Raw genomic sequence first — 25,194 nt, 5'->3', positions numbered from 1 at the left:
GCGGCTATCGGCCGACGGCTGCGATGGATTCATTCGACGCGAGCGGCCGACAGCTCGCGCCTGCCTCGATATGATTGAGTTTCCGACAAACCACAATATTGTTGTTTACGAACTGGGGTATTGACCAGCGTTAACCACCGCCGGCGCAAGTATACTTGCCTCATGTATGATTATTACACAACTAAATAGGATTATTTATAGTATATATCTCTGATGCGTGGGACAACGCCACAACCCTTTTTGATGACCACTGTGATGGTGGGGTAGGCTTTCACTGGTGATTCAGACATGTCGAAATTAAATTTGGACGATAATTTGCCCGGTATTTCGCGTCGTAAGGTCCTCCAAAGCGCAGCTGCCCTCAGCGCAATGTCACTTGCGGGCTGTTCGGATCAGCTCGGCGGTGGTGGTGACGGTGGCGACGGCGGCGACGGCGGCGACGGCGGCGTCGACCCCGTTCAGGACCGCGTCACGGTCGATCCCGCCGACATCGAAGAGGGCGGGACGTTCAAGGCCGCGATCGGTGAGGGACCGGACACGTTCGACTTCGCGTACAGTAGCTCCGCTTCGGCTTCGATCCTCCACAACCTCATCTTCGAGGGGCTGACCAAGACTGACGCGAGCGGCGAGATCTATCCGTGGCTCGCCGAGTCCTACGAACAGGTCGACGTACAGGATATCACGCCCACCGACTACGCGGACTACATGACCTCCGTCCCCTACACCGAGACCGAAGACGGCGCGATGGTCATCGACACGGACGCACAGATCGTCCTGGAACACCCGGACAACGATCCTGCGTCCGGTGACGACGCTCGCGTTCTGACCGTCGAAGAGGCCGGCGACGCCGCCGCGGATGGCACCTACGGGATGCACTTCCGGTTCGACCTCCACGAGGGTGTCACGTTCCACAACGGCAACGAGATGACCGCCGACAACGTCGTCGAGTCCTACGAGCGCATCCGGAACTCGACGCTGTCGGGCCAGTACTACGACTCGATGCTGGACATCCAGGCCGACGGCGACTACACCGTCCACCTCTACGTCCAGGAACCTGACGCCGCCGCGGTGCTCGAACTCGCGGCCGCACCGATCTACCCCTCCGAGTCGGCGACGCTCCCGCCCGAGGCGATGGACCCCCGACAGGGGAACACGCCGATGGGGACCGGGATGTTCGAACTCGACGAGTTCCAGGAAGGCGAGTACGTCGTGTTCACCGCCTTCGACGACTACTGGTTCGACACCGAGATGAAAGACTGGTTCGAGGGCTCCTCGGAGTTCCCGAACGGCCCGGTCGTCGACGAAGTCGACATCTCGTTCGTCTCGGAGGACGCTTCACGGTCTGCTGCCCTCCAGGAAGGCGAGATCGACATGAGCTACGGGCTGACCGCGAGCACGCTTAACGACTACCAGAACTCCGAGGACTTCCGGACGGCCCCGACCGACGGTGCCGGCTACACGTTCCTCCAGCACCCCGTCACGGTCGAACCCTTCACCGACAAGCGGGTTCGACAGGCGATCAACCACCTCATCCCGCGTGAAAATATCGCCCAGAACATCTTCTCCGGGTGGGAAAATCCGGCCTGGACGCCGCTGCCGCCGGTCGCTGCCGGGACGGGGACCGACGACTACGAGCAGCTCGTCGAGGACGGCCGCGAGTACAACGAATACGACCAAGAGCGAGCGACGGAACTCGTCGAAGAGGCAATCGATGACAACGGCTGGGAGACCCCGATCGAGGTCCAGCTGGAGACGAACTCCGACAACGACGACCGCGTCCGCACCGTCGAGCTGATCCAGGAAGCGCTCAATCGGTCGGAGTACTTCGAGGCCACTCTGGAGACCTACGAGTTCCTCGACTTCATCGGCCAACTCCTCAGCGAGGAGTACTACGACGACGGCAAGTTCGCCTTCATCGGGCTCTCGGGCGGGTTCAACCCACACGGCTACGCGAAGTCCGTCCACTCACAGGACAACTTCGCTCAGTGTTGTAACTTCCAGAACATCGACGACGACGAGCTGAGTACGCTGTTGCGCGACGCGCGGTACGGCGTCGACGTGGCCCAGGACCCCGAACTCAGACAGGAGCGGTACAACGCGGTCTGGGAACGCGTCCTCGAACTCAGCGCCAACTCCTACGGTACGCACAGCACGCTCGTCGGTGTCGTTGACGACACCGTCGTCAACGGGTTCAACACGTATCCGAGCACGCAGGACATCATCGGATACGGCCTGTTCGCTCCACAGGACGAACAGATTACGTACCTCAGCAGATAACGAGGACAACGTATGGGCCTTCGACGTTTCATCGTCAAACGAGTACTGCTGACGATCCCGATACTGTTCGGTGTCTCGATCGTCACGTTCGGCATGGTACATCTCACGCCGGGCGACCCGATCGACGTGCTGGTGTCGTTCAACCCGGATGTCGGTCCGGCCGAAGAGGCGGCGTTGCGCGAACGATACGGATACGACCTCCCGGTCTGGGAGCAGTATCTCCGCTGGATCGGGAACGTGTTACAAGGCGATCTCGGTCCCGTCATCACCCGCTCGGGTGTCAGCGTCAACGACGTCATCATGAGCCGGCTGCCCGAAACGATCGTGCTCGGGCTGTTCGGATGGGTGTTCGCACTGGTCATCGCTATCCCGACGGGGATCTACGCGGCCGTCAACAAGGACGACCTGGGCGACCACGTGAGTCGCTTCGTCGCCCTCTCGGGCATCTCGATTCCGAACTTCTGGCTCGGCCTGATGCTGATCCTGTTCGGTGCGCTGGTGTTCAACATCTGGCCGGTCTTGCCCCCGCGAAAGGGACTGTTGAGTCTGGACACACTGTGGTTCCTCGTGATGCCCGGCATCACGATCGGGACCGCCTCCGCCTCGACGCTGATGCGGATCATGCGCTCGTCGATGGCCGAGGAGCTCAACAAGGAGTACGTCACCGCCGCGCGGGCGAAAGGACTGCCCGAGCGAACGGTGATCCTCAAGCACGTTCTGCGCAACTCCCTGATCTCGGTGACGACGGTCGCGGCGTTCCTGACCGCCAACATCGTCGCTGGCTCGGTCGTCGTCGAGGTCGTCTTCAGCTGGCCCGGACTGGGCCGAGAGTTCGTCCAGGCGATCACCTCCCGCGAGGTCAATCTCATCCTGGCGATCACGCTGTTTACCGGCGTCGCACTCGTGCTCGCGAACCTACTCGCAGACATCGTCTACGCGATGCTGGACCCACGGATCAGATACGACTAACTATGTCTACGCAACGAGGACGGATACAGATCAGCGGTTTCGACACGGAACAGGTGACCGAACGGGAGCCACTGTCCGACTGGACAGCGGGTGGAACGGGTGGCGGAACGGAGGGCCGCTGGCACCGCGCCTGGCGGCAGTTCAAGAGCAACCGGACGGCGATGATCGGGCTCTCGGTCGTCGCGATCATGGTGGTGTTGACGACGTTCGCTCGGCCGGTCGAGATCGCCGGCATCACCGTCCAGCCGATCTCGCTCGCACCCTTCGAGCCCCAGAAGAGTCTCTTTCTCGAACCCGGTTCGAACGCCGGCGCGTACGACCCGCCGTCGTTGACACATCCGATGGGAACCGACGCTTCGGGCCGAGACATGTTCTCGCGCGTGATGGTCGGCGGTCGCGCGAGCATCTCGATCGGCTTCGTCGTCGTGTTCATCACTGCCGGCTTCGGGCTCGTCTACGGTGCCGTCGCGGGCTACTACGGCGGCTGGGTCGACGAGGTCATGATGCGGATCGTCGACACGGTCTTTGCCTTCCCGGCGCTCGTGTTGGCGCTGGTGATCATCGCCATTCTGGGCGGTGGCTACTGGCAACTGGTCGCGGCCTTCGCCTTCCCCGGCTGGGCCGGCTACGCACGGCTGATACGCGGTGAGATACTCTCGGTCAAGCAAAACCAGTACGTCACGGCCGCACAGGCCCTCGGTGCCCGTGACCGGTCGGTGATCTTCAGACACATCGTTCCCAACGCCATCGCGCCCCTGATCGTCCAGGCGTCGCTGTCGATCGGGACCGTCGTCATCGGCGTGGCGGCGCTTGGCTTCCTCGGTCTGGGCTTCCCGCCGGGTACCCCTGAGTGGGGGACGATGCTGGACGCGACCCGCGAGACGCTCATCCAGGGGCCGGGTGGTTCGATCCCGTGGTGGGCGACCGTCTTCCCCGGTGGAGCCATCTTCATCTTCGTGATGGCGATGAACATGATCGGTGACGGCGTCAACGACGCGCTGGACGCCCAGAGCAACGTCGACGTCGAACAGGGAGGCGGTAACTGATGGCCCTCGTCGAGATCAACGACCTCACCGTGAACTTCTACACGGAAGAGGGGGTCGTCAGGGCCGTCGACGACCTCTCGTACACGATCGAACGCGGCGAGAAGTTCGGCGTCGTCGGCGAGAGCGGTGCCGGCAAGAGCGTCACCGCGATGTCGCTGATGCGACTGATCGAGGACCCCGGCCAGATCGAGAGCGGCGAGATCCTGTTCAAGGGCGAGGACCTCCTTGAGATGAGCGAAGAGCGGGTCCGCTCGATCCGCGGCAACGAGATCGCCATGATCTTCCAGGACGCCCAGACCGCGCTCAACCCCGTCTACACCGTCGGGGAACAGATCTCCGAGGTGATCAGACACCACCTCGACTACGGCGAGCGGGAGGCAAAGGAACGGACGATTCGCCTCCTCGACGAGGTCGGGATCCCCGAGGCGGAAGCGCGCTACTCGGACTATCCCCACGAGTTCTCCGGCGGGATGCAACAGCGAGCGGTGATCGCGATGGCGCTGTCCTGTGATCCCGACCTGTTGATCGCCGACGAGCCCACGACCGCCCTGGACGTGACCATCGAGGCGAAGATCCTCGACCAGCTCGAGGACCTCGCCGACGAGTTCGACACGTCGATCCAGCTGATCACCCACGACCTCGGCGTGATCGCACAGGTGTGCGATCGCGTGATGGTGATGTACGGCGGTCGGCCGGTCGAGAAGGCACCGGTCGAGGAGCTGTACTACGACCCGAAACACCCCTACTCGGTCGGGCTGATGAGCTCGATTCCCCGGATCGGGGACACGCGAGAGCGCCTCCAGACGATCCCCGGCACGATGCCGGACCTCGTCGACGTTCCCACGGGCTGTAGCTTCCACCCCCGCTGTCCGTACGCGGAGGAGGCCTGCACCCGCAAGGACCCGGTGCTCGTCGATCCCGAGACCGGCCACGAGGCCAGCGGCGACCCGGGCGAACACGCCGCCGCCTGCCTGGAGTACACGGGCGATCTGACCGGCGGGCTGGACTACACCGTCGAAGTCGACGGCGAGGACCCACAGATCACACCGGGTGATCAGCGTGAGTAGAACGATCCTCCGAACCGAGGGGCTCACGAAGTACTACGAGAGCGACGAGGGCTTCGTCGACCGGCTGCTCGGCGAGCCACAGCTGGTCAGAGCCGTCGACGGCGTCGATCTCGAACTCGAAGCCGGCGAGACGCTGGGTGTCGTCGGTGAGAGTGGCTGCGGGAAGACGACGCTGGGCCGCTCGATGCTCCAGCTCGTCGAGCCCACCGAGGGGTCGGTGTACTACCACGACGGCCAACAGGAGATCGACCTCACCGAGGTCTCGAACTCGAAGCTGCGATCGCTGCGTACCGACCTCCAGTACATCTTTCAGGACCCGTTTTCGAGCCTGAACCCGCGCCTGACCGTCGGAGACATCATCGGCGAGCCCCTGGACATCCACGACATCGCCAGCGGCGACGCTCGCATGGAGCGAATCTACGAACTCCTCGAGACGGTCGGGCTCAACCCCAGCCACGCCAACCGGTACCCCCACGAGTTCTCCGGGGGGCAGCGCCAGCGGATCGGCATCGCGCGCGCGCTGGCGGTCGATCCGGAGGTCATCATCTGCGACGAGCCCGTCTCGGCGCTTGACGTGTCCGTCCAGGCCCAGATTCTGAACCTGCTCGAAGACCTCCAGGAGGAGTTCGGGCTCTCCTACGTCTTCATCGCCCACGACCTCAGCGTCGTCGAACACATCTCGGATCGGATCGCGGTGATGTACCTCGGCCAGGTCGCCGAGGTCGGGCCGACCGAGTCGGTGTTCAACCCCCCACACCACCCCTACACGGAAGCGCTGCTGTCGGCGATTCCCGAACCGGACCCGCTGTGGGAGGCAGACCAGACGCTGCTGTCTGGCAGCGTCCCGTCGCCGATCGACCCGCCGAGCGGCTGTCGGTTCCACACGCGGTGTCCGCGGGTGATCCAGCCCGACGAGTACGATCTCGACCAGTCCGTGTGGCGTGCCGTCATGGACCTGAAGATCAGGCTCTCCGGGACCGACTCTCTGAAGTCTCTGACGGCGATCCCGGCCGACGAGGACACCGATCCTCACGACGCTGGCCGGGACGAACTGGACCGCCTCGTCCGCGAGGAGTTCGGGCTCCCCGAGCAGGTCGGGGACCCCCAGGTCGAGTCGGTGCTGTCCGATCTGGTCGACGATCTGGCCCAGGCGGATCTGGACGGCGCGCGCAGCCGTGCGACGGAGGCCTTCGAGTCGCCCTGTGAACGACGGGACCCGCCGTTGACTCACACCGGCGACGGCCAGCAGATCGCCTGTCTGCTGTACGAGGACGACTACCCGGATCCACCGGCCGTCCTCCGTGACGGCGAGCTCGCTGGCGACTGACCTCGCTGGCCGCCCGCGCGGCGATCGTCGAGATCGGACACGACTGGACTGCGGCCGGGACGCCAAGGTTTTTGCTCGTTCCGACCCGCCGTCCAGTCGATGCGCGGACTGCTCGGCGGGGGGCCGCCAGACGACGTGGACCCCTTTACTCCGGACGACGATGACGACGAGTACCGACCACAGTCGGCTCGCTCGGTCAACAGCGGCCTGTTGAGCCGGTGGCTCGTCCCCAGGGCGATCCGCCGCTGGGCGATCTCGCTGTCGATCGAGACGCCCCAGGCCGAGTACGAACTCGGGAGTGCCATCCCCTTTCGCGTGACGATGAAAAACGCGCTGCCGATCCCGATCACGCTGACGACGCGGTCCCCGGTGCTGTGGGCCTGGACGGTCGAGGGCCTCACCGAAGCGTCCCACGTCGACCAGTACGACCCGCCCGACGAGGAGGGCAAACTCCACTTCGAGCGGGGCGAACGCAAGCAGTTTGCCGGCGAGTGGAGCGGACGATTCCGGGTGACAGAGCGCGAGTGGGAGCCGGCCGACCCCGGCGAGTACGCCCTCGGCGCACACGTCAACGTCGACGGTCACGAGGGGTCTCTCGCCGACGAGTGTGTCGTCCGACTCGTGCGGTAAGAGCCCGACCAGTTTTGACGGCTGACCACCAACCCCCTCTATGACAGAGTTCTCTGTGGTCGAGCGCGTTCGCCGGCCGGAGTACACCGGTCCGAACCGCTGTGTCCCCTGTACCGCCGTCAACGTCGTCATCGCCGCCGTAGCGAGCACACTCGTCGGCGTCGTCGTCCCACCGGCCGGCGTCGCCGTCTTCGTCGTCTCGCTGCTGTCGATCTACCTGCGTGGCTATCTCGTCCCCGGGACCCCGACGCTGACCAAGCGGTACCTCCCCGAGCCGATCCGTGCGCGCTTCGACGACCACGAGGCGGACGACGAGGAGTGGGAGACGATCCAGAAGATCGAGCAGCACCGCGAGAACGCCGTCGACTCCGAACGGTTCCTCGCCGACGAGGGCGTCGTCGCCCGCGACGGCGGGAGCGACCGCTTCACCGAGGACTTTGCGGCGCTGCGAGACGAGCACGTCGAGGCTAACCGCGACTCGCTGCGGGAACCGGCGACGCTGGCGACCCTGTTCGACGCCGCTCCCGATTCGGTCGCGACGACGGACCGCGACTACCCGGCCATCGAGATCGACAACCGGATTCGCAAGTGGCCAAGCGAGGCCGCGCTGCTCGCGGACGTGGCGACCGACGCGGCGATGGCAGCGTGGACCGACCGCTGGACCGACGTGCCGGTCGAACAGCGCGCGACCATCCGCGAGGAACTGCGGACGCTGGGGGACGACTGTCCCGCGTGTGGCGGCCAGATCACGACGACGGCAGACACCGTCGAGTCCTGCTGTGGGCTCCACGAGGTGATCGCCGCGGAGTGTGGCTCGTGTGGCGACCGACTGCGCGAACTCGACGAGAACCACGAGGCGAAGCTCACCCGCTGATACTGCCGGCTGTCACTGTTTTGAGAAATTCGCGATACGGGGTCGCGACATTCGTCACAGACTGACAGCCGACAGTGTGAGACGGATCGGGCGGTTTTTTCTCCCGGACGCCTCTCTCCTCGCGTATGGCAGCGTTCCAGACGCTCGACGACCTCGCAGACGGACAGCGCGTCCTCGTCCGCCTCGACCTGAACTCGCCGGTCGAGGACGGCGCGGTGCAGGACAACCGCCGGTTCGAACGCCACGCGAAGACGGTTCGGGAACTCGCCGACCGTGGCTTCGAGACCGTGCTGATGGCCCACCAGGGCCGCCCCGGTCGAGACACGTTCGTCTCGCTCGAACAGCACGCCGACATCCTGAGCGGACACATCGGCAGTGACGTGGACTTCGTCTCCGACACCTTCGGCGAGGACGCGCTGGCCGCTATCGACGACCTCGGCGGCGGCGACGTGCTCCTGCTGGAGAACACCCGGATGTGTGGCGAGGAACTGCCCGAGGAAGACCCCGAGGTCAAGGCCGAGACGGAGTTCGTCCGAACGCTCGCCCCGGAGTTCGACGCATACGTCAACGACGCCTACTCGGCGGCCCACCGCTCGCACGCCTCGCTGGTGGGTTTCCCGCTCGTGCTCCCGGCGTACGCCGGCCGCGTCATGGAGACCGAGTACGAGGCAAACACCGCCATCGCACAGAAGGAGTTCGACGGGCAGGTGACGATGGCCGTCGGCGGGACGAAAGCGACCGACGTGATCGACGTGATGGACCACCTCGGCGACACGGTCGACGACTTCCTGCTGGGCGGGATCGCGGGCGAACTGTTCTTGCGGGCCGACGGCGCGCCCGTGGGCTTCGACCTCGATCCCGACCTCGATCTCTACGACTCCCAGTGGGCGGACAACCACGAGCTGATCGAGCGGATCCTCGAAGAGAACCGCGAGAAGATCACGCTGGCGACGGACATGGCCTACGCCGACGAGGACGGCGACCGCGCCGAGACGAACGTGGCCGACATCGACGAGAAGACGGTCTCGTTCATGGACGTGGGTAGCGATACCGCCGAGGGCTACGCCGACGTGGTCCGGGACTCGGAGGCCGTCTTCGTGAAGGGTGCGCTGGGTGTCTTCGAGGAAGAGCGCTTCTCCGTCGGGACCGTGTCGGTGCTGGAAGCGATCGCCGAGACCGATTGCTTCTCGGTGGTCGGTGGCGGCGACACCTCCCGGGCGATCGAGATGTACGGCATGAGCGAGGACGACTTCGGCCACGTCTCGATCGCAGGCGGGGCGTACATCCGCGCGCTCACCGGGGCATCACTGATCGGCGTCGAGGTCCTCCAGCGCGAGGACTGAGGCGCTCGGTCTGGGGATCGCGTCGCTTTCGATCATCGCTGTTCTCGATGACGCGCGCGACTATCGGTGTCGCGTCACGTGGCAGCGATGACGTCAGACCAGAGCCCAGCGTCGCCGGGAGATCTATCCGACATCTTTTTGACTGTAGTTTTACACTATTTGCCCATGAGAGAACCGTCGTCGCTCCGGGAACGGGATCCGGACCCGTTCTCCGAACAGATGATTGCGCTGATGGTCGCCGCCGCCGGCATCGAGTGTGAGGTGCTGGACGCGGAGCCGTTGCGCACCGGGTCGGCGACGACGTATCGTGTGGGCGTCCGAGACCAGGAGGGTGACCGGCGGACCGTCGTGTTCAAGGCCGCTGTGGAGGGCGACGCGACGGGACTCCGTCGGGAGCCCGCACTGCTCCGGTACGTCGCCGACCACACCTCGATCCCGGTCCCCGACGTGTATGGCAGTCACCTGCAACCCGACGACCTGCCGGCTCCGTCGTTCGTGATGGAGCACGTCGAGGGTGGATCCCCCACGCGGGCGAGCGCTCGGGAGAACGGGGACACCGGGTGGCCCGATGGGATACTCGACGACATCGTCCGGCAGGCCGGGCGCCACCTGGCGGCACTGCACGACTGCGGACCGGTGTCCGGGTTCGGTCCGATCACCGTCGACGACGGGACGCTCACCGTGACTGACCCGGCTGGCTCGTGGCAGTCGTGGCTCCGGGAACTCGCCGCGGAAACCGAGGGGGACACGCGACTGGACGGGCTGGCGTCGACGGTCCAGTCAGTCCTCGACAGTGAGCTCCCGGAGCTTCCGGCCGTTGATCCGGTCCTCGCTCATTACGACTACCAGCCGCGGAACGTCGTGGTCGACGAGGGCGCGGGTCGGGTCCGCGCGGTGCTTGACTGGGGCGGTGCACGGAGCGTCCACGACGAGTTCGAACTCGCCGTGACCGAACAGTACTGCTCGGGATGGGCACCGCTGGGGAGTGACAAACGACAGCGTGTGAGAGCGTCGCTCCACGAAGGGTACCGCGATCGACGCTCGCTGGCCACCGACGAGGCCTTCCGGCGGCGACGCCGTCTGTACCTCCTGCTGTCGACCGTCGCGTCGCTCTCGTGGGCGCCGTACTGGTCGGGACCGCGAGCCGAGCGCTTCGTCGCGAGTCAGCGCTCCCTCGTCGAGTCACTCCTCGACCAGGGCCCGTAGCCGTTCGGAGGCGGTGCCGACGATCGGTCCTCGGAGGGGCGTCACCCGCTGGCGTCCTGCCCGATTAATTATTCTTATTAGAATATTAATACCAAACTATATTATTCAGTGGAAAAAGTTGGTATTGTATGTCGTCAGACGACAACAATCAGAACAAGTCTCGACGCGAAGTCCTCCGAGGGATGGCTGTCGCCGGTGCGACCGCAATCGGTGCTTCCACGGCTGGTGCCGCGTCCGACGCGAGTCTCAACGATATCACTGAACGCGGCACACCCTCGCTCGCTGCCAGTGAGGTCACGCGAAGCGTCTCCATCCGTGCGAGCGGTGAGGCCAGTTACACGTTCTCCGTCACCGGACTCGTCTCCGCGACCGACGCTCCGAGCGAATCCCTCGACGCTGGCACGGCCACCGCCACGATCGAGGGGGAGACACACGCATACGATTTCTCCGGTGAGTTCACCGAACTCGACGTCTCCGGCGGGGCGGAGGTCGTCGTCGACGGCGACTCCGTCGACCCCGACGCGTTCCCCCAGCAGACACTCACCGTCATCGCGCCGGGCCACGTCGACGTCGACATCTCCGCCAGCGGGCGTGTCGAAGCCGACGACGAACTCGAGAAGCCGAACGCTCGCACCGTCCGCGGGACCATCAATGGACGAACCGACATCTCGTACGCGGGGGAACTCACGTACTTCGACGCCTCCGACCGGGTCTGGGTCCGCAGGGACGGCCAGAAACTCGCACCCGACGACGCACTGCCGGCCTCGCTCCCCGGCGAGATGGAGATTTCCGGAGACGGACGGGGCGTCACCGTCGAGGTGTCGGGCGACGCGGACAGCGACCACGCCCACGCGAGCGTCGAAGACGGCAGCGTCAGTGCCTACTCGACCCAGCGCGGGACGACCGCGCGCTACGACGGGCGCGTCGAGCGTATCGAACACGAGAGCGGCGCGACCGTCGAAATCGTCCCCGAGTCCAAGCGCGTGGTCTGTACGGCCCCCGAGAACCGCTCGGTCGAGTTCAGCACCGAGTCGACGGAGGCGTTCATCTACGAGGAAGAAGTCCACAAGAACCCGACGGTCACCGTCGCTGCCGGCGAGACCGAACGGATTCAGTACTTCGGCGACGTCACGTCGGTCGGCATCGCGCGGATGACCGTGTCGTTCGACTACATGGCCTACGAGAGCGCGCAGTCCTCGGCGAGACTCCAGATGGCCGCCAAATTCGAGCGTCTCGATGCCTACGACCAGCTCGCGTCGGCGGTGGAGGGACGAATCCGGCACGACGCCGACGGTCTCTACACGATCACCTCCGACACGGCGACCGACCCGGTCGATTCGGTGACCTTCAAACTCACCGACCTCGAAACGGGTGACGAGGGCGCGGTCAGCGTCACGAAGCGCCACGACACCGACGACGTCGTCGCCGGCAAGAACACCTACCAGTGGCGCAACGACGCCGGTAACATCGAACAGTTCCGTCACGACACGCTTGAGGTCGGCTCTCTCTCGACGGCTGCCGCCGGCCTCTCGACGGAGACGTACGAGTTCGACGCGCCCGAGACGACCCAACCCGAGACGCAAGGCGACTGGATCCCCACCATCCCCTGGGGCGACTGGATCGGTGATATCTACGACGGCCTGAAGGACGTCGCTGACGGCATCCAGGACGTTAGTGCCGACTATCTGGCGGAAGCCATCGAGTACGCCGACGTGTCCTCGTCCGAGATCGCGGTGACGGGTGGCAAGATCGTCGCGAACACGATCAACTCCTTCCAGTCGCTCGCGACCAAGTTCATCGACGACTTCAAAATCAAGGCCCTGTGGAAGCTCAGGATCACCGGGTACTCGTCGATGATCTCTCTCGTCGGGAGCGGCGTGTTCGAGGCCATCGGTGACGAGAACTACGACTGTGGCGCCTGTGTCGCGTTCATCCGACTATCGCTGGACGTCGGGCTCTGCGGGTACGGCGTCGCCGCGTTCTGTGGCGCGTTCTCGCTGACGACGCTCGGCCTCGGGACGGTGCCGTGTGCGGTCCTGGGTGGCGCGATCTGTTCGCTCACTATCTCCGCGCTACCGGACGCAAAGGACATCTGTAGCTCGGACACCTACCCGACACAGGCAGGATTCTGCTGACACCTCCGACGCTGTGGGCGAGTAGCCGCCACCGTGGCGACTCCCGCTTCGCTGTCCCGCCGGTTCGTCAGGGCCAGCACCGGATTCGCCGTCCGGCGCTCGATGCAGTCTCGTCTCGATAAGTTTATCATATTGAATAAACGAACATTGTCGCATGGTGGCGGATAATCCGACGCACAGGCGTTCGACCGTCGCACTGGCTCTCCTGGTGAACGCCGTGCCGCTCGTCGGCGTCTTCGCGTTCGACTGGGCACTGTTCCCGGTGCTCGTGCTCTACTGGATAGAGGCCGTCGCGTACGTCACCCGTTCGTCAGTCGAGGCACTGTTCGCGACGCGGCCTGTCGACGACGACTTCTACGGCATCCAGGTGCCACTGGAGCGCCTCCGTGAGAAACGCGGCAGCGTGACCCTCGTGGACTGGTTGCCGCCGATCTATCCCCGGAACCTCCCGTTCGCCTTGAACGCCGGCTGGGTCCTGTTCGGACTCGGGGTCGTCGCGATACTGGTGTGGGGGTACGCGAGATCGTCTGGCTCGCTCGCAGGACTCGTGCTCCCCGGCGTCGCTGTCGGCGCGGTGATCGTCGTCGTCCGACACGCGGGGACGCTGTCCGAATTCGTCCGTGCGAAGCGGTACGAGCACCACTCCGCGCTGTCGACGTTCTCGAGGCGCCGGTGGATGGCCGTCGTCATCGCGGGGTTCCTGCTCCCGATCGCCGGTGCCGGCGCCGACTCGGCGGGCGTCGGACTCACGGCGACGCTCGCGGTCGTGGTCGCGGCGAAGCTCGTCGCAGACGTCCTCGACGTGATGTCTACGACTGACGACGGTGCGCAGCCGGAGGTCGAGGCGGACGACCCAATCACGGTCCCCGACGGTGAGCCGATCACGGTGGTGGGGACCGACGATCGCGGCGTCGTCCTGCACGCGCTCGGACTCGGGGTGCTCCTGGCGCTGCTCCCGCCGTACGGGTTCCTCGTCGCGCTCGTCTCCGTCGGCGTCGGCCTCTGGTTCGGTCTCGTCGCCGCCGTCTCGACCGTCGTCGCGCTCGTCGCGGGCCGCGCGGTCCTGGAGATTCCCGTCGCGCGTCTCGCGTACGGGGCGGTCGAGTATCGCGTCTACGGCGACGTGGTTGTCGCGTACGACCGCAGACTGGACGCGCCGCAATGGAGCGTCGCCCGTCACGAAATCGCAGACGTCCGGGCCGGGTCCGGAATCGCGAGTACGTTCTTCTCGAACGACTTTGGGACGGTGCGTCTCGTCCGGGACGACGATACGAAGGTGCTGTCGGTCGTCGACGATCCCGAGGCGCTCGCTCGGGTCGTCACGCGGTGATCCTTCTCGTGAACGGTCGTCTGCGGCGCGTCTTCGGGGACATTCTCATTGTCCGATCGCTCGCGAACTGAAAGAGAGAATGGTGGGGGGTGAGTGGTGGGTGGACTGGTTCGTGCCAACAGCGCTGGACCGCTCAGGTGCGACGCGTGCGGCCGTGACGCGCCGCCCAGTCGCCGTCCTCTCTCCGCGGCACGTCGCCGGCGGTGGTGTCTGACGTTGCGTCGAGACCGTCGGTCCTGTCACGGCCGGTCGAAGGGCGTCTCATACCTGGGAATACGTCGCCGACTGTTAAATTTCTTGTACAGAAACAAGTAAACAATGAACTCGGAATAGAGTTAGCTGTTCGATCGCTCGGTTCTATGGCCCGGTTCTGTAGCCGGTACGAATATGGGGGTCCGGCGTCGCCTGTCTGTATGCACGTTGGGATCGTCTCGGACACGCACGACGACACGGATCTCGTCGCGGCAGCGATCGAGCAGTTCGACGCCGTCGGCGTCGACGCCGTCGTCCACTGCGGTGACTTCGTCGCCCCGTTCTCGGCTGCCCCCTTCGAGCGAGCGTTCGACTTCTACGCGGTCCGGGGGAACAACGACGGCGAGTGGGCACTCGCCGCCCAGATCGACGCGTTCGGCACCTACCTCGGTGAGATGGGTGAGCTGACTCTGGACGGGGTCGAGGTGGCCGTCTACCACGGCACCAGCCCCGCGATCGTCGACGCGCTGGTCGAGTGTGGCAACTACGACTACGTCCTCCACGGGCACACCCACGAGCGCGTGCTCGAAGAACACGCGGGCACCGTCCGGATCAACCCCGGTGGCGTCCCGATCGAGGCCGCACCAGAACCGCTGCACGTCGCCGTCCTCGACACCGAGTCGGGCGAGATCGAGTTCCACCGGCTCTGAGCGTACTGCCCTGTCCGTGAACGGTCTCGCGACCTCAGTGGCGAGTCTCGAAGTGACTGCCGGCAGTCTCATACGGTTTATTGTAGTTGCTTACCGGTGATCGTCGCCACGGAGTAGACGATCACCGGTAAATCGCTACAATAATCCGTATCAGTCGTCGCTCGCCGCGTCGCGGGCCGGCGCGGTCGTGTCGGGCTCTATCCCCGCGAGCCCGCAGCCGATCCCCAGGGCCTCGTCGGTGCGCTCGACGCTCTCGGGGCCGTCGGCGAGGCCGGCGATCGCCCGGATGGCGTCGACGTTTTCGGGGACCACGTCGGCCTCCTGGTGGATCGCCTGGAACAGGTAGCAGTCCGCGCGGCCGTCCGACAGGGGTTCGACGGTCAGGGACTCGGCCCAGATGCAGTTCTCCCACACGTCGCCGCGGGGGCGGCCCGCGTCACGGGTGTACTCTTTGAGCTTGCCCGCGCCGTCGATACCCAGCCGCTCCGGGATCACCAGCAGTCGCCCCTCGGCGGTCAGCAGATCGCGAACGTCCTCGGCGGTGGGCGTCGCCCGGAGCGTGAGGTTGATCGCGTGGGTGTGCATCAGCGTCGCGGGCACCTTCATGCCCATGGTGTCGATCGACAGCTCCGGGAAGACCGTCTTGACGTCCGGCGCGTGGTGGGACGGGATCGAGACGGGGTCCGGCAGCGTGTCGTTGATCGGTCCGCGTCCGGTCTGTGAGGGGTCGCCGCCGCGTCGGACCAGCGTCGCGCGCACCTTCTCGATCCCGTAGCGTTCCTCCAGCGGTGCCAGGACGCGTGACAGCCCGGTCGTGTTACACGAGACGACGCGGACGGCGTCGGCACCGACCGCCTCGTCGTAGTTCGCCCTGGCGTTGAAGCTGACCGGCGCGACGCTCGCGTCTTCGCCGCCCTGGTAGATCGCTGGCGTCTCTAACTCCTCGTACAGCGCGCGGTTTCGCTCGCCGACGCCGGCCGGCGTCGCGTCGACGACGACGTCGCTCGCAGCCACGAGCTGGCGGACCTGGCCTGCAACGTCGATTCCGGCCGCAGTAAACGGCGTCGTCTCTGCGGCGGCAAAAAGCGAGTAGCCCCGATCACGAGCGATCTCGGCCTCGTAGTCGGGCGTTCGTTTGGCGACTCCGGCGACCGTCATATCTGGTTGTGCACGAACGGCGTCGGCGACCCGTTTCCCGATGGTGCCAAAGCCGTTGATGCCCACGCGGAGCATACACGGAGGTTCGCCGGTGGCGACCATATTCTTTATGATTGTTAGTGATAGAAACGTACTCGCTTCGGAGTACCCTGTTCGCGGCCGGGTACCTTTAGGTGGGTCGGGCGGCCACTACCGTGCATGAACTCGTCGCTCCGAAAGCCGGCCCGAACCGCGGTCGAGCAGTGTCTGAACCTCCAGTCGACGGAGTCCTGTGCCGTCGTCACCGACGAGAAGCGCACGGCCATCGGCGAGGCGCTGTACCGCGTCGCCAGCGAGATCAGCGACGACACCGTCTTCCTCCGGTACCCGCCGGGCGAGCAACACGGCGAGGAGCCACCCGAACCGGTCGCCGCCGCGATGGCCGGCGCGGATGTCGTGCTCGCGCCGACGACCAAGAGTCTGAGCCACACGCAGGCCCGCAGCGAGGCCAACGAGGCCGGTGCCCGGATCGCGACGCTCCCCGGAATCACCGAAGGCGTGTTCCTGATGGGGCTGGACGCCGACTACGAGGCGATCGCGGGCCACTGTCGAGACGTCCTCGCACAGGTCGACGATGCCGACGAGATCCGAGTCACTTCTCCCCAGGGGACCGACATCACCTTCGGGCTGGGCGACCGCGAGTGGCAACTCGACACCGGCATCGTCCACAAGCCCGGCGAGATGTCGAATCTCCCGGCCGGCGAGGTGTTCTGTAGCCCGACGACCGCCGACGGCACCTTCGTCGTCGACGGGACCATGATGCCCCACGGCCAACTGGAGGGGGAACTGCTGGAGTTCACCGTCGAGGACGGGCTCGTCACCGAGATCGGCGACGACGCCGTCCGCCAGCAGATCGAAGAGGCCGCCGAAACCGTCGGTGACGCCGCCTACAACCTCGCCGAACTCGGGATCGGGACCAACGTCGCCGTCCGGGATCTCGTCGGCTCGGTGCTGCTGGACGAGAAGGCCGGCGGCACCGTCCACATCGCCATCGGCGACGACCACGCGATCGGCGGGGACACGACCGCGCCGATCCACCTCGACGGCATCTTGCGAGAGCCGACCGTGTTCGCGGACGGTGTGGCAGTGGAACTGCCACAGGTAGAGTGAGCGGGAGCGAAGCGACACGCGAGGACGGTGTGGCAGTGGAACTGCCACAGGTAGAGTGAGCGGGAGCGAAGCGACACGCGAGGACGGTGTGGCAGTGGAACTGCCACAGGTAGAGTGAGCGGGAGCGAAGCGACACGCGAGGACGGCGTGGCAGTGGAACTGCCACAGGCAGAGTGATCGCCCCGGCTACTCCACGAGGTCGAACGCCACGGCCACGGCGGGCTCCCAGAAGACGAAGCGGTAGCGACCGGGTTCGAGGTCGGGACAGACGACCAGCCGGTCGGCGTGGACGTGGTCCGCGACGAGACCATCCTCGGTGAGGTCCAGCGTCCACTCGAAGCCGTCGCCGGGGGCGTGGCCGATCGCCTCGTCGGTGTAGGGCACGGGGTCGCCGTCGGTCGCGCCGCGAACGTCTTCCCACCCCGATTCCGTCCGGGTCTGGAGGCCGTACTTGTGGCGGTTGCCGGTGCTCAGGACGCCGTCGCCGACGTTGGTCATCGTGACTGTGACCGTCTCACCGACGCCGGCTTCGAGTCGGTCGACCCGGAGCGCGAACGTCGGCGCTCCGTCGTCGTCGGTGGCCAGCCCCCACGGTGGATCGTTGACCCAGCTGCCGTGGCGCTGGAGCCCCTCGCGGTCACAGGACAGCGGCGCTCGGACGACGGGGTCGTCGTCCGGACGGACGTGACCGGCCAGATCGTCGGGGTCCGGGCCGATTCGATCCTCGACTGTCCCCGTCACGTCGGCACTCTCGCCCCGGCCGTCCGTGATCGTGAACATCGCCCGGTCCGGCGGTGCGCCGTCGAAGGTGACCCGCACGAGCGTCGCGGGGTAGGTCAGCGCCTCGGTGCAGGCCGTTTCGCTGTCGCTCTCGTCTACCGCGCTCGCGTCGCCGACGAGCCGGTCGCCGCTCAGCGCGAGGTTCGAGACCTCGACGGTCCGGTAGCAGCCGTTCGGGCCGACGGTCTCGACCAGCGCCAGCAGCGATCGCTCGAAGTCGGTCTCCCGGAGCGACTCGACCACCGGCTCGCGTCGTGCTTCGGGGAGCTCGAACGGCGCGAGCAGCGCCCGTGCCCGCTCTCGGGAGGCCGCCAGCGCGACGTGCCCGACGGCGTCTTCTCTCGCCCAGTCGGGCTCTGACGGGCCCGACGGATACCGGACCTGCTCGCTCCCGGTCACTTCGGTCGCGGCCGTGGGCGTCTCCGTTCGTCCGTCCGTCGTCGTCTCCGTCGGTTCGTCGGTCGGCGTCTCTGTCGGTTCGTCCGTACCGGCGGACGGTGATCCGCCGACGCATCCGGCGACGAGCGCGCTGAGGCTTCCGCTCGCCAGCTGGAGGGCTCGGCGGCGGCGTATCGGTGCCATACGTCCGTCATCGGTCGCCGTTTGTAAGGCCCTTCTGTACGGTTCGATCTCGTTTTGTGCGTCCCCGGCCGGCAGTCACAGGCGGCCAGACGGCCGGGACGACGCCCCTTTACGTTCGGCCCGAGTACGCCCGTCTATGACAGACGCGACACCGGGCGATCGCCTCGCCCTGCCGTGCCCGGCGTGTTCGCCGGCCTTCGAGACCGTCCACGAGGTGCTCAGCCCCGGCAGCCACGTGACGGTTCGCTGTACGGAATGTGACCACACCCACAAGGAACAGCTCCCGGACGACAACGAGGTACAGCGCCGCGTCGTCGTCTCACAGGACGGGGAGTCGTTCAGCGCACAGGTCGACGTGCCGGCCGAGGAGGAACTGGCCAAGGGCGAAGAGTTCCTGCTGGACGCCGAGGAGGCCCTGATGACCGTGCGGATCACCGCCGTCGAACTGGCGGAAGGCGGACGCGTCGACGAGGGGACCGCCGACGCCGTCGAGACCATCTGGACCCGCGCGGTCGGGAACGTCGCCGTCGACGTGACGATGCACCCCAAAGACGGCCGCCACGACAGCACCGAGAGCTTCAAGCTCAACGTCCCCGGCGACTACGAGTTCACCGTCGGCGCGACCGACGAGTTCGGCGACAACGAGTTCACCGTCGAGGGGTTCCACGTCCGGGACGACGCCCACGGCTACGACCGCGAACAGTACGACCAGGACCGCGACAGCGCCCTCGCGAAAGACATCAAGCGACTGTACGTCCGCGACGAGTCGACCACCGCCTGGTCGGCGTGGTAGCATGGACTGGGCGGCCCGGCGACGAGCGCTCGTCGAGGCCCTCGCCGAGAGCGACCGCATCGACGACGAGCGAGTGCTGACGGCGATCGAATCGGTCCCCCGCCACGAGTTCGTCCCCGAGCAGCACCGCGAACGGGCCTACGACGACCGTCCCCTCCCGGTCGGGGACGGGCAGACGATCAGCGCCCCGCATATGGTCGCCATCATGGCCGACCTGCTGGAGCTGGGCCCCGACGACCGAGTTCTGGAGATCGGCACCGGCTGTGGCTATCACGCGGCCGTGACCGCCGAACTCGCGGACACAGTGTACAGCGTCGAGTACCACGCCACCCTCGCCGAGACGGCCCGCGAGCGCCTGTCGGATCTCGGCTACGACACCGTCACGATCAGAGCGGGAGACGGCCGCGAAGGCTGGCCCGAACATGCGCCCTACGACCGGGCGTACCTCACCTGTGGCCCAGTGCAGTTTCCCCGAGCCGTCGTCGAACAGCTCCGGCCCGGCGGCGTGGTGCTCGGCCCGCTCGGTCGACGGCCCCAGACGCTCGTCCGTGCTCGAAAGCGGGCCGACGGCGAGCTAGAGCGCGAGCACCACGGCAGCGTCCGGTTCGTCACGATGCAGTGACCGTGGTTCCCTGCCGTCGGACGATCCCCTCACAGACGCCGAGGACGCAGGTGACGCCCACCGCCGCCGGCCCGAAAAAGAGGGCGTAGAGTGTCATCGGATCGCTCTCGCCACCCATCCGCAGGAACGACCACGCCAGCACCAGCGTCACCGACGCCGTCGCGCCAAGCGGGACGACGTAGCCGTACTCGCTGTGGGTGTACAGCGCCACGGCCCCCTGTCCGACGAGGACGACGACGCCGATCAGTGCGAACGGGCCACACGTCCCCGCGTCTCCGGGCAGCGAACACCCCAGCCCGGCGACGCCGATCCGCGGGACTGCCCAGAGGCCCCCGACGGCGAGCGCGTACACGCCGCCGCCGACGGCGGCGTATCGCCGGGGCGACGCCCGCCGGCCGACGACCAGCGGAACCACGGCGACGAGTGTCCCGACTGCGACCGCGAGCCCCAGGGTCACGACTGCGCTCCCGACGACCGGCTCGGGTGTGCCCGGCATCGTGATCGCCTTCGACCGATGGACTGGTGAATCTTTCCACGGACGAACGGGGCGAGTGCCTCGGGATCGGCCCCGGCGGTTCACCAGATTTCGCTCTGCCGTCGATCCTCGCGCCGCTCCGGGACGGGCCATTCATATACTTCCGGCGGGAACCTCGGGTATGGAACAGGCGGTGCTGCGGGAAGACATGGTCGACAGCCTGACCCACGAGAGCAAGGGCTGTCTGCAGACACCGCGTCTCGCGGACGCGATGCGAACGGTCTCGCGGGAAGCGTTCGTCGAGGACGACCGAGCGGCCTACTCCGACCGGTCGTTCGAGCGGTTCGGGACCCGCGTCCTCGCACCGAGCACCGCGGCACGACTCCTCGAAGCGCTGGCCCCCGAGGCGGACGACGACGTGCTGATCGTCGGCGTCGGCGTCGGCTACACGGCCGCGCTCGTCGCCGAGATCGTCGGCCCCGAGCGCGTCCACGCCATCGACATCACGCGCCGGCTGGTGTCCGACGCCCGTTCGAACCTCGCGACGGCGGGCTACGAGGCGGTCCTCGTGGACCGTCGCGACGGGGCCGAGGGACTCCCCGAGTACGCGCCCTACGACAAGATCCTGCTGGAGGCGGCGGCCGTCGAACCGCCGCGAGCGCTCCGGGAGCAACTGGCCGACGACGGTCGCCTGGTCATGCCACTCGGTGCGGCCGAGCAGACGTTGACGGTCGTCGCGGCCGACGGCAGTCAGCGCCGCCGCCTCGGTGGCGTCGCCTTCCAGCCGATGCTCGTCGAGGGCGAGCAGGCAGACACCGTCGAACGCAACCGCACCCACCGCGAGGACCGCGAACGCGCCCAGCAGGCCGCCCAGTCGCGGGCGGGCTGGGAGCAAGAGTGGATCGACTGGGACGACTACTAGAGGGGGTCGAGCTCGTTCTCCTCGTCGGTGAGCAACTCGTCGATCTCCGCTCTGCGCTCGGCGGCTTGCTGCCGGCTGTTTTCCTGTGCCGTGACGGCCCGCTCCTGTAGCTCGTCGACGCGTGGCACCTCGGTGACGTTCGACAGCAACACGGCCACCGAGAGCGCGTCGGCGTCGGCCCGGGGGTCGTCGCCGGCCAGCATCTCGACGCTGTCGGTCTCGCGTTCGAGCCACTGGCGGGCCCGCTGGAGCCCCTTCTGTGAGACCTCGCGTGGCGGGCCGGAGACGACGACCAGGGCGCGCTCGGCGGAGGCGACGTCTGCCGGACAGGTGAGCCGCGACTGGACGGCCTTCCGGACGAGCCCGTGGATCTTCTTCGCCAGGTCCCCCTCGTCGGTGTGGCTCTCGCCGTTGGATCGCAGTCGGCCCAACAGTCCTTGCTTCGATTTCGTCTCGGCCTCGACATCTGCCTGGCTGAACGCGATCGTGCTGAGCCCCCCGGTCGCCATCGTCCGGCGGATGTCGCTGGCGTCCATCGCGGACTCGGACACCTGCGAGCCGTCGAGTTCGCCGGCTGCTAGGAGCGTGACGAACCGCCGCGCGATCTCTCGGTTGGTCCGGTCGTACCCCGCCGCGACCGACCCCTGGGTCTGTCGCCAGGCGTCGTTGTCGAACATCATGAGGTTGTCCGTCGCGTCGGCGAAGGCCTGGAGCGAGCGGGCGGCGTTGAGCGAGGGACGACCCCCCTCGTCGGCGCTTGGCAACACCCCCAGCCCGTAGATCGGTTCGTCGTAGATCCGACCGAGCCGCTCGGCCAGCTCCGGCGCGCCACCGCTCCCGGTTCCCCCGCCGAGCCCGGCGACCACGAGAAAGCCGTCGGTCTCGTGGATCGGAACGGTGTCCAGCTGGCGCTCGATCTCGGTGAGGTCCTGGCGAGCGATCTCCGAGCCCAGCTCCGGATCGGCACCGACGCCCCGTCCCTTCACCCGCTCGTCGGTCTGGCCGATGATGAGCCGACGGTCCGGCGGGAGCACGTCCAACTTCGCCAGATCGATCTCCGCGGAGTTGATCGCGAGCGCCTCTGTCGTGAGCGACCGCCCAGACCGCTCCTCGAAGGCGAGGAATCTGTCGACGATCTTGCCACCCGCGTTACCGAACCCGATTGCGGCGAGGTTCATGCGGTGGTCGTTGGCCCACGACCGGATAATTATAGAGTCGTTTCTCTCCGTCGGCGCGCGTAACGCTCGCTTACTGGCCGACACAGCGGGGTCGCCCCACGAGAGCGGGTCGACCAGTCGCTGTGGCGACTCGCGGATGGTGGCCTAGCCACCGTCGTCGACGACGAGGATTCGGGTGTTGCGCCGCCGGTCGCTGTACCCGCCGCTGGCGGGGGGTTTCACGTCGATCGTCACTGTCCCCTCCTGCTGGTTGGGCCCCAACTGCGGCGTGATCGTGACGGTGGCGTTGCCCCTGGAGTTCGTCGTCGCGGTCACCGCACCGTCCATCGTCGCGGTGCCACCGGTGACGACGACCGTCGCGTCCGAGACCGGCTGGCCGTCCGGATCGACGACCGTGAGCGTCACGTCCGTCTCGCCCTCTCCGACCACCTCCTTCGAGGGGTCGACGTCGAGCTCGCTGACGGTCATTGTGTCCAGTCCCGAGATGGTGTTCATCATGACGCTCAGGCTCGCGACGCCGACGACGAGAGCGATGACGAGTCTGATCGGCAGTCCTTCGATCGCCCGGTCGTCGCGCCACAGTTCCACGAACATGGCGAGTCGTGGTCCCGTCCCGGTACATAAACCCGTGGCCGCCCGTCCTCACACCGAGAGGACGAGCCACCCGAGGCCGACGGCCGTTGCGAGCCAGTGGCGACAGAGCACGCCGAGCGCCCCGCCGACGAGGGCGAGCGTTTCGACCGTGTGGTGCTCTCTGACATCTGGGTGCCGTCGTGATCGATGGGTCTGCCCTGGTGATGGCGTATATCGCTGTCGAAGCGTCCAGCCGGTGTCACTCCGCGTCGAAAATCGTCTTCAGCGTCTCGGTCCGGTCGCGCAGTCGTTCCAGTCCCTGGTTCATCGTCGCGATCCGCGCTTCGATGTTCTCTACTGGAATCGCGCCCTCTGGCGTCGGCTGGACGAGCTCGTCGTTCTCGAGCATCCGCAGCGAGTACCGCACCTTGTGTTCGGGGACGTCGGCCTCCTCGGCGAGGCGGACGATCCCGATCGGACCGTGTTCGATGATGGCTTCGAGAATCTGGAGGTCGCGCCGTTCTTTCTCGACCTGCTCGGCCAGTCGGTCCAGTCCCATGTGCTCGCTCCGTGCTTCTGTCCCTGGACATATAAACGCATCCGGTGTGGCCTCGCTACTCGCCGTCGATCGGCGTCCGTCGGAGCTCGTCGAGATCGTCACGCAGGCGCGACAGCTCCGTCTCCAGTCGCTCGCGGCGGTCGATCAGCTCGCTCAGCTCCTCCGTGTTGACCGAGTGATCGCTCTCCAGGGCCACGTCGAGCGCGTCGGTCGTCGCCGCCACGAGGTCTGCGGCCGTGCCCAGCACTTCCGACGGCGTCGCTCGCGACTCGTAGAGTTCTCGCCCGCCCGACAGCGGGCGGTAGGTGACGATCGGCGACTCGATCCCACGGTGGTAGGCGACGCTGTAGCTGACGTTCGTCACCGGGTTCTTTCGGTCTTCGGACAGCTCCGTTCGAACGACGGCGAACGGTTCTGCCAGCGTCGGGTACGTCTCGGCAAGCTCCCGGAGCCGATCGGCCGCGGTCACGTCGAGCTGGGACTCCACGTCGCCGAAGAACTGCACCGAGTCCGCGAGGCTGAACGCGACGGTGTAGAAGACCGCCTCGTCGTTCTCGGCGAGGTTCTCGATCCGATCGTGCAACTCCTCGGTCCGGCCCTCGATCGCCAGCTTCTCGAGGTCGTCCAGCAGCGCGCGCGTCCCGCGTTCGCGTGCCAGAAACTCCTCGACGATCGCCCGCGGCATCGATTCGCGGTCCACGTCCTCCATACGGGCGAGATTCGTGCGCCGACACTAAACAGTTCCCCACCCCCGCAAAGCATTTATCGCCGTCGGCCGATCACAGCCGTGTCCGCCTCCCGAGGTGGGACGGACCTATGACAGGGTGAGGGGACTTTTCCCCTTCCACGCCACGTGTTCTGTGAGCCACAGCCGGGTGTCGATCGACGACGAGAGGCTTCGCTGGGGGGAGTGAACTGTCGTAGAACGCCCGGAGCGGGATTTGAACCCGCGTCACGACCGTGACAGGGTCGTATGATGGGCCACTACACCATCCGGGCACGACGGATTTTCAGTTGTTCGGCAATTCGTTCACAGCAGAAGCGCCCGGAGCGGGATTTGAACCCGCGTCACGACCGTGACAGGGTCGTATGATGGGCCACTACACCATCCGGGCACGACGCATCTCATCGTATCCTGGTGATAGTATTAAGGCTTTCCAAACGCGCCGTCATTGGGTTGTGGTGTCGTGGTGGGGTCAGCGCCCGGCGTCGCGCCAGCCCGACCGGTCGTCTGTCGGCGTCTGCGGTCCGGGGAGGGCCAGATCTGCCCGGACCCAAACGACTATGAAGGTCGTTC

The 25,194-nt window shown here is 66.5% G+C and carries 24 protein-coding genes and 2 tRNA genes; 16 read left to right on the top strand and 10 right to left on the bottom strand.

From position 1 onward, the window contains the following. Positions 1–369: 369 nt before the first annotated feature. From HALKA_RS0103485 to HALKA_RS0103435, 11 genes are all read left to right on the top strand, one after another. Complete coding sequence (locus HALKA_RS0103485) at positions 370–2,277, top strand: ABC transporter substrate-binding protein (RefSeq protein WP_018256687.1); 1,908 nt, start codon at positions 370–372, stop codon at positions 2,275–2,277. A gap of 12 nt (positions 2,278–2,289) precedes the next feature. After that, positions 2,290–3,246 carry an ABC transporter permease gene (locus tag HALKA_RS0103480; RefSeq protein ID WP_018256686.1) on the top strand — a complete coding sequence of 319 codons (957 nt, stop codon included), beginning with the start codon at positions 2,290–2,292 and terminating at the stop codon, positions 3,244–3,246. Positions 3,247–3,248: 2 nt separating this feature from the next. Then, positions 3,249–4,292 (top strand): ABC transporter permease, encoded by a 1,044-nt coding sequence (locus tag HALKA_RS0103475; protein ID WP_018256685.1) that lies wholly within the window; start codon positions 3,249–3,251, stop codon positions 4,290–4,292. Then, a complete protein-coding gene (locus HALKA_RS0103470; protein WP_018256684.1) occupies positions 4,292–5,359 on the top strand; it encodes an ABC transporter ATP-binding protein in 1,068 nt (355 codons plus the stop codon). The genes HALKA_RS0103475 and HALKA_RS0103470 overlap by 1 nt, the downstream gene beginning before the upstream one ends. Beyond that, positions 5,352–6,686 (top strand): ABC transporter ATP-binding protein, encoded by a 1,335-nt coding sequence (locus tag HALKA_RS0103465; RefSeq protein WP_044956610.1) that lies wholly within the window; start codon positions 5,352–5,354, stop codon positions 6,684–6,686. The genes HALKA_RS0103470 and HALKA_RS0103465 overlap by 8 nt, the downstream gene beginning before the upstream one ends. 99 nt (positions 6,687–6,785) lie before the next feature. Continuing rightward, on the top strand, positions 6,786–7,316 hold the full coding sequence (locus tag HALKA_RS0103460) for a DUF7974 family protein (RefSeq protein ID WP_018256682.1): 531 nt from the start codon (positions 6,786–6,788) through the stop codon (positions 7,314–7,316). 40 nt (positions 7,317–7,356) lie between these two features. Next, complete coding sequence (locus HALKA_RS0103455; RefSeq protein ID WP_018256681.1) at positions 7,357–8,190, top strand: DUF8054 domain-containing protein; 834 nt, start codon at positions 7,357–7,359, stop codon at positions 8,188–8,190. Positions 8,191–8,315: 125 nt separating this feature from the next. Further along, positions 8,316–9,533 carry a phosphoglycerate kinase gene (locus HALKA_RS0103450; protein WP_018256680.1) on the top strand — a complete coding sequence of 406 codons (1,218 nt, stop codon included), beginning with the start codon at positions 8,316–8,318 and terminating at the stop codon, positions 9,531–9,533. 165 nt (positions 9,534–9,698) lie between these two features. After that, a complete protein-coding gene (locus HALKA_RS0103445; RefSeq protein ID WP_018256679.1) occupies positions 9,699–10,739 on the top strand; it encodes a phosphotransferase family protein in 1,041 nt (346 codons plus the stop codon). Positions 10,740–10,867: 128 nt separating this feature from the next. Further along, positions 10,868–12,874: a hypothetical protein gene (locus HALKA_RS0103440; RefSeq protein WP_018256678.1), complete on the top strand. Its 2,007-nt coding sequence runs from the start codon at positions 10,868–10,870 to the stop codon at positions 12,872–12,874. Between the two features lie 154 nt (positions 12,875–13,028). Further along, entirely contained in the window at positions 13,029–14,204 is a 1,176-nt protein-coding gene (locus HALKA_RS0103435) for a DUF6498-containing protein (protein ID WP_018256677.1), read from the top strand. 133 nt (positions 14,205–14,337) lie between these two features. Here the strand turns inward: HALKA_RS0103435 and HALKA_RS22095 are convergent, their stop codons facing one another. After that, positions 14,338–14,469 carry a hypothetical protein gene (locus HALKA_RS22095; RefSeq protein WP_281170671.1) on the bottom strand — a complete coding sequence of 44 codons (132 nt, stop codon included), beginning with the start codon at positions 14,467–14,469 and terminating at the stop codon, positions 14,338–14,340. A gap of 148 nt (positions 14,470–14,617) precedes the next feature. Between HALKA_RS22095 and HALKA_RS0103430 the strand changes: the two genes are divergently transcribed. Beyond that, positions 14,618–15,106 carry a metallophosphoesterase gene (locus HALKA_RS0103430; RefSeq protein WP_018256676.1) on the top strand — a complete coding sequence of 163 codons (489 nt, stop codon included), beginning with the start codon at positions 14,618–14,620 and terminating at the stop codon, positions 15,104–15,106. Between the two features lie 150 nt (positions 15,107–15,256). On the opposite strand, the gene HALKA_RS0103425 is transcribed toward HALKA_RS0103430, so the two are convergent. Further along, entirely contained in the window at positions 15,257–16,339 is a 1,083-nt protein-coding gene (locus tag HALKA_RS0103425) for a type II glyceraldehyde-3-phosphate dehydrogenase (protein WP_026190136.1), read from the bottom strand. A 123-nt stretch (positions 16,340–16,462) separates the two neighbouring features. Between HALKA_RS0103425 and HALKA_RS0103420 the strand changes: the two genes are divergently transcribed. Beyond that, positions 16,463–17,413 (top strand): aminopeptidase, encoded by a 951-nt coding sequence (locus HALKA_RS0103420; protein ID WP_018256674.1) that lies wholly within the window; start codon positions 16,463–16,465, stop codon positions 17,411–17,413. 186 nt (positions 17,414–17,599) lie between these two features. Here the strand turns inward: HALKA_RS0103420 and HALKA_RS0103415 are convergent, their stop codons facing one another. Beyond that, positions 17,600–18,775: a hypothetical protein gene (locus HALKA_RS0103415; protein WP_018256673.1), complete on the bottom strand. Its 1,176-nt coding sequence runs from the start codon at positions 18,773–18,775 to the stop codon at positions 17,600–17,602. Positions 18,776–18,911: 136 nt separating this feature from the next. Between HALKA_RS0103415 and HALKA_RS0103410 the strand changes: the two genes are divergently transcribed. Both HALKA_RS0103410 and HALKA_RS0103405 read left to right on the top strand, forming a co-directional pair. Next, complete coding sequence (locus HALKA_RS0103410) at positions 18,912–19,568, top strand: HVO_0476 family zinc finger protein (RefSeq protein ID WP_018256672.1); 657 nt, start codon at positions 18,912–18,914, stop codon at positions 19,566–19,568. Between the two features lies 1 nt (position 19,569). Then, entirely contained in the window at positions 19,570–20,190 is a 621-nt protein-coding gene (locus HALKA_RS0103405) for a protein-L-isoaspartate(D-aspartate) O-methyltransferase (protein WP_018256671.1), read from the top strand. On the opposite strand, the gene HALKA_RS0103400 is transcribed toward HALKA_RS0103405, so the two are convergent. Continuing rightward, positions 20,177–20,686 (bottom strand): hypothetical protein, encoded by a 510-nt coding sequence (locus HALKA_RS0103400; protein WP_018256670.1) that lies wholly within the window; start codon positions 20,684–20,686, stop codon positions 20,177–20,179. The genes HALKA_RS0103405 and HALKA_RS0103400 overlap by 14 nt on opposite strands. A gap of 160 nt (positions 20,687–20,846) precedes the next feature. Between HALKA_RS0103400 and HALKA_RS0103395 the strand changes: the two genes are divergently transcribed. Then, positions 20,847–21,587: a protein-L-isoaspartate O-methyltransferase family protein gene (locus HALKA_RS0103395; RefSeq protein ID WP_018256669.1), complete on the top strand. Its 741-nt coding sequence runs from the start codon at positions 20,847–20,849 to the stop codon at positions 21,585–21,587. Here HALKA_RS0103395 and HALKA_RS0103390 read toward each other — a convergent pair. The 6 genes from HALKA_RS0103390 to HALKA_RS0103360 form a co-directional block, all read right to left on the bottom strand. Then, a complete protein-coding gene (locus HALKA_RS0103390; RefSeq protein ID WP_018256668.1) occupies positions 21,584–22,765 on the bottom strand; it encodes a tubulin/FtsZ family protein in 1,182 nt (393 codons plus the stop codon). The genes HALKA_RS0103395 and HALKA_RS0103390 overlap by 4 nt on opposite strands. Before the next feature lie 144 nt (positions 22,766–22,909). Next, the gene (locus tag HALKA_RS0103380; RefSeq protein ID WP_018256666.1) at positions 22,910–23,359 is read right to left on the bottom strand and encodes a DUF7382 domain-containing protein; all 450 of its coding nucleotides are present in this window, start codon (positions 23,357–23,359) and stop codon (positions 22,910–22,912) included. 238 nt (positions 23,360–23,597) lie between these two features. Further along, positions 23,598–23,897: a winged helix-turn-helix transcriptional regulator gene (locus tag HALKA_RS0103375; RefSeq protein WP_018256665.1), complete on the bottom strand. Its 300-nt coding sequence runs from the start codon at positions 23,895–23,897 to the stop codon at positions 23,598–23,600. Between the two features lie 55 nt (positions 23,898–23,952). After that, positions 23,953–24,606: a hypothetical protein gene (locus HALKA_RS0103370; protein WP_018256664.1), complete on the bottom strand. Its 654-nt coding sequence runs from the start codon at positions 24,604–24,606 to the stop codon at positions 23,953–23,955. 217 nt (positions 24,607–24,823) lie between these two features. Beyond that, positions 24,824–24,896: transfer RNA gene (locus tag HALKA_RS0103365), tRNA-Asp, on the bottom strand. 43 nt (positions 24,897–24,939) lie between these two features. Next, positions 24,940–25,012, bottom strand: a tRNA-Asp gene (locus HALKA_RS0103360). Positions 25,013–25,194 lie beyond the last annotated feature (182 nt).

Source organism: Halomicrobium katesii DSM 19301, assembly GCF_000379085.1.
Lineage (GTDB): Archaea > Halobacteriota > Halobacteria > Halobacteriales > Haloarculaceae > Halomicrobium > Halomicrobium katesii.
The sequence above is the reverse complement of the archived record's forward strand: the minus strand, read 5'-3'. Positions and strand labels throughout refer to the sequence as shown.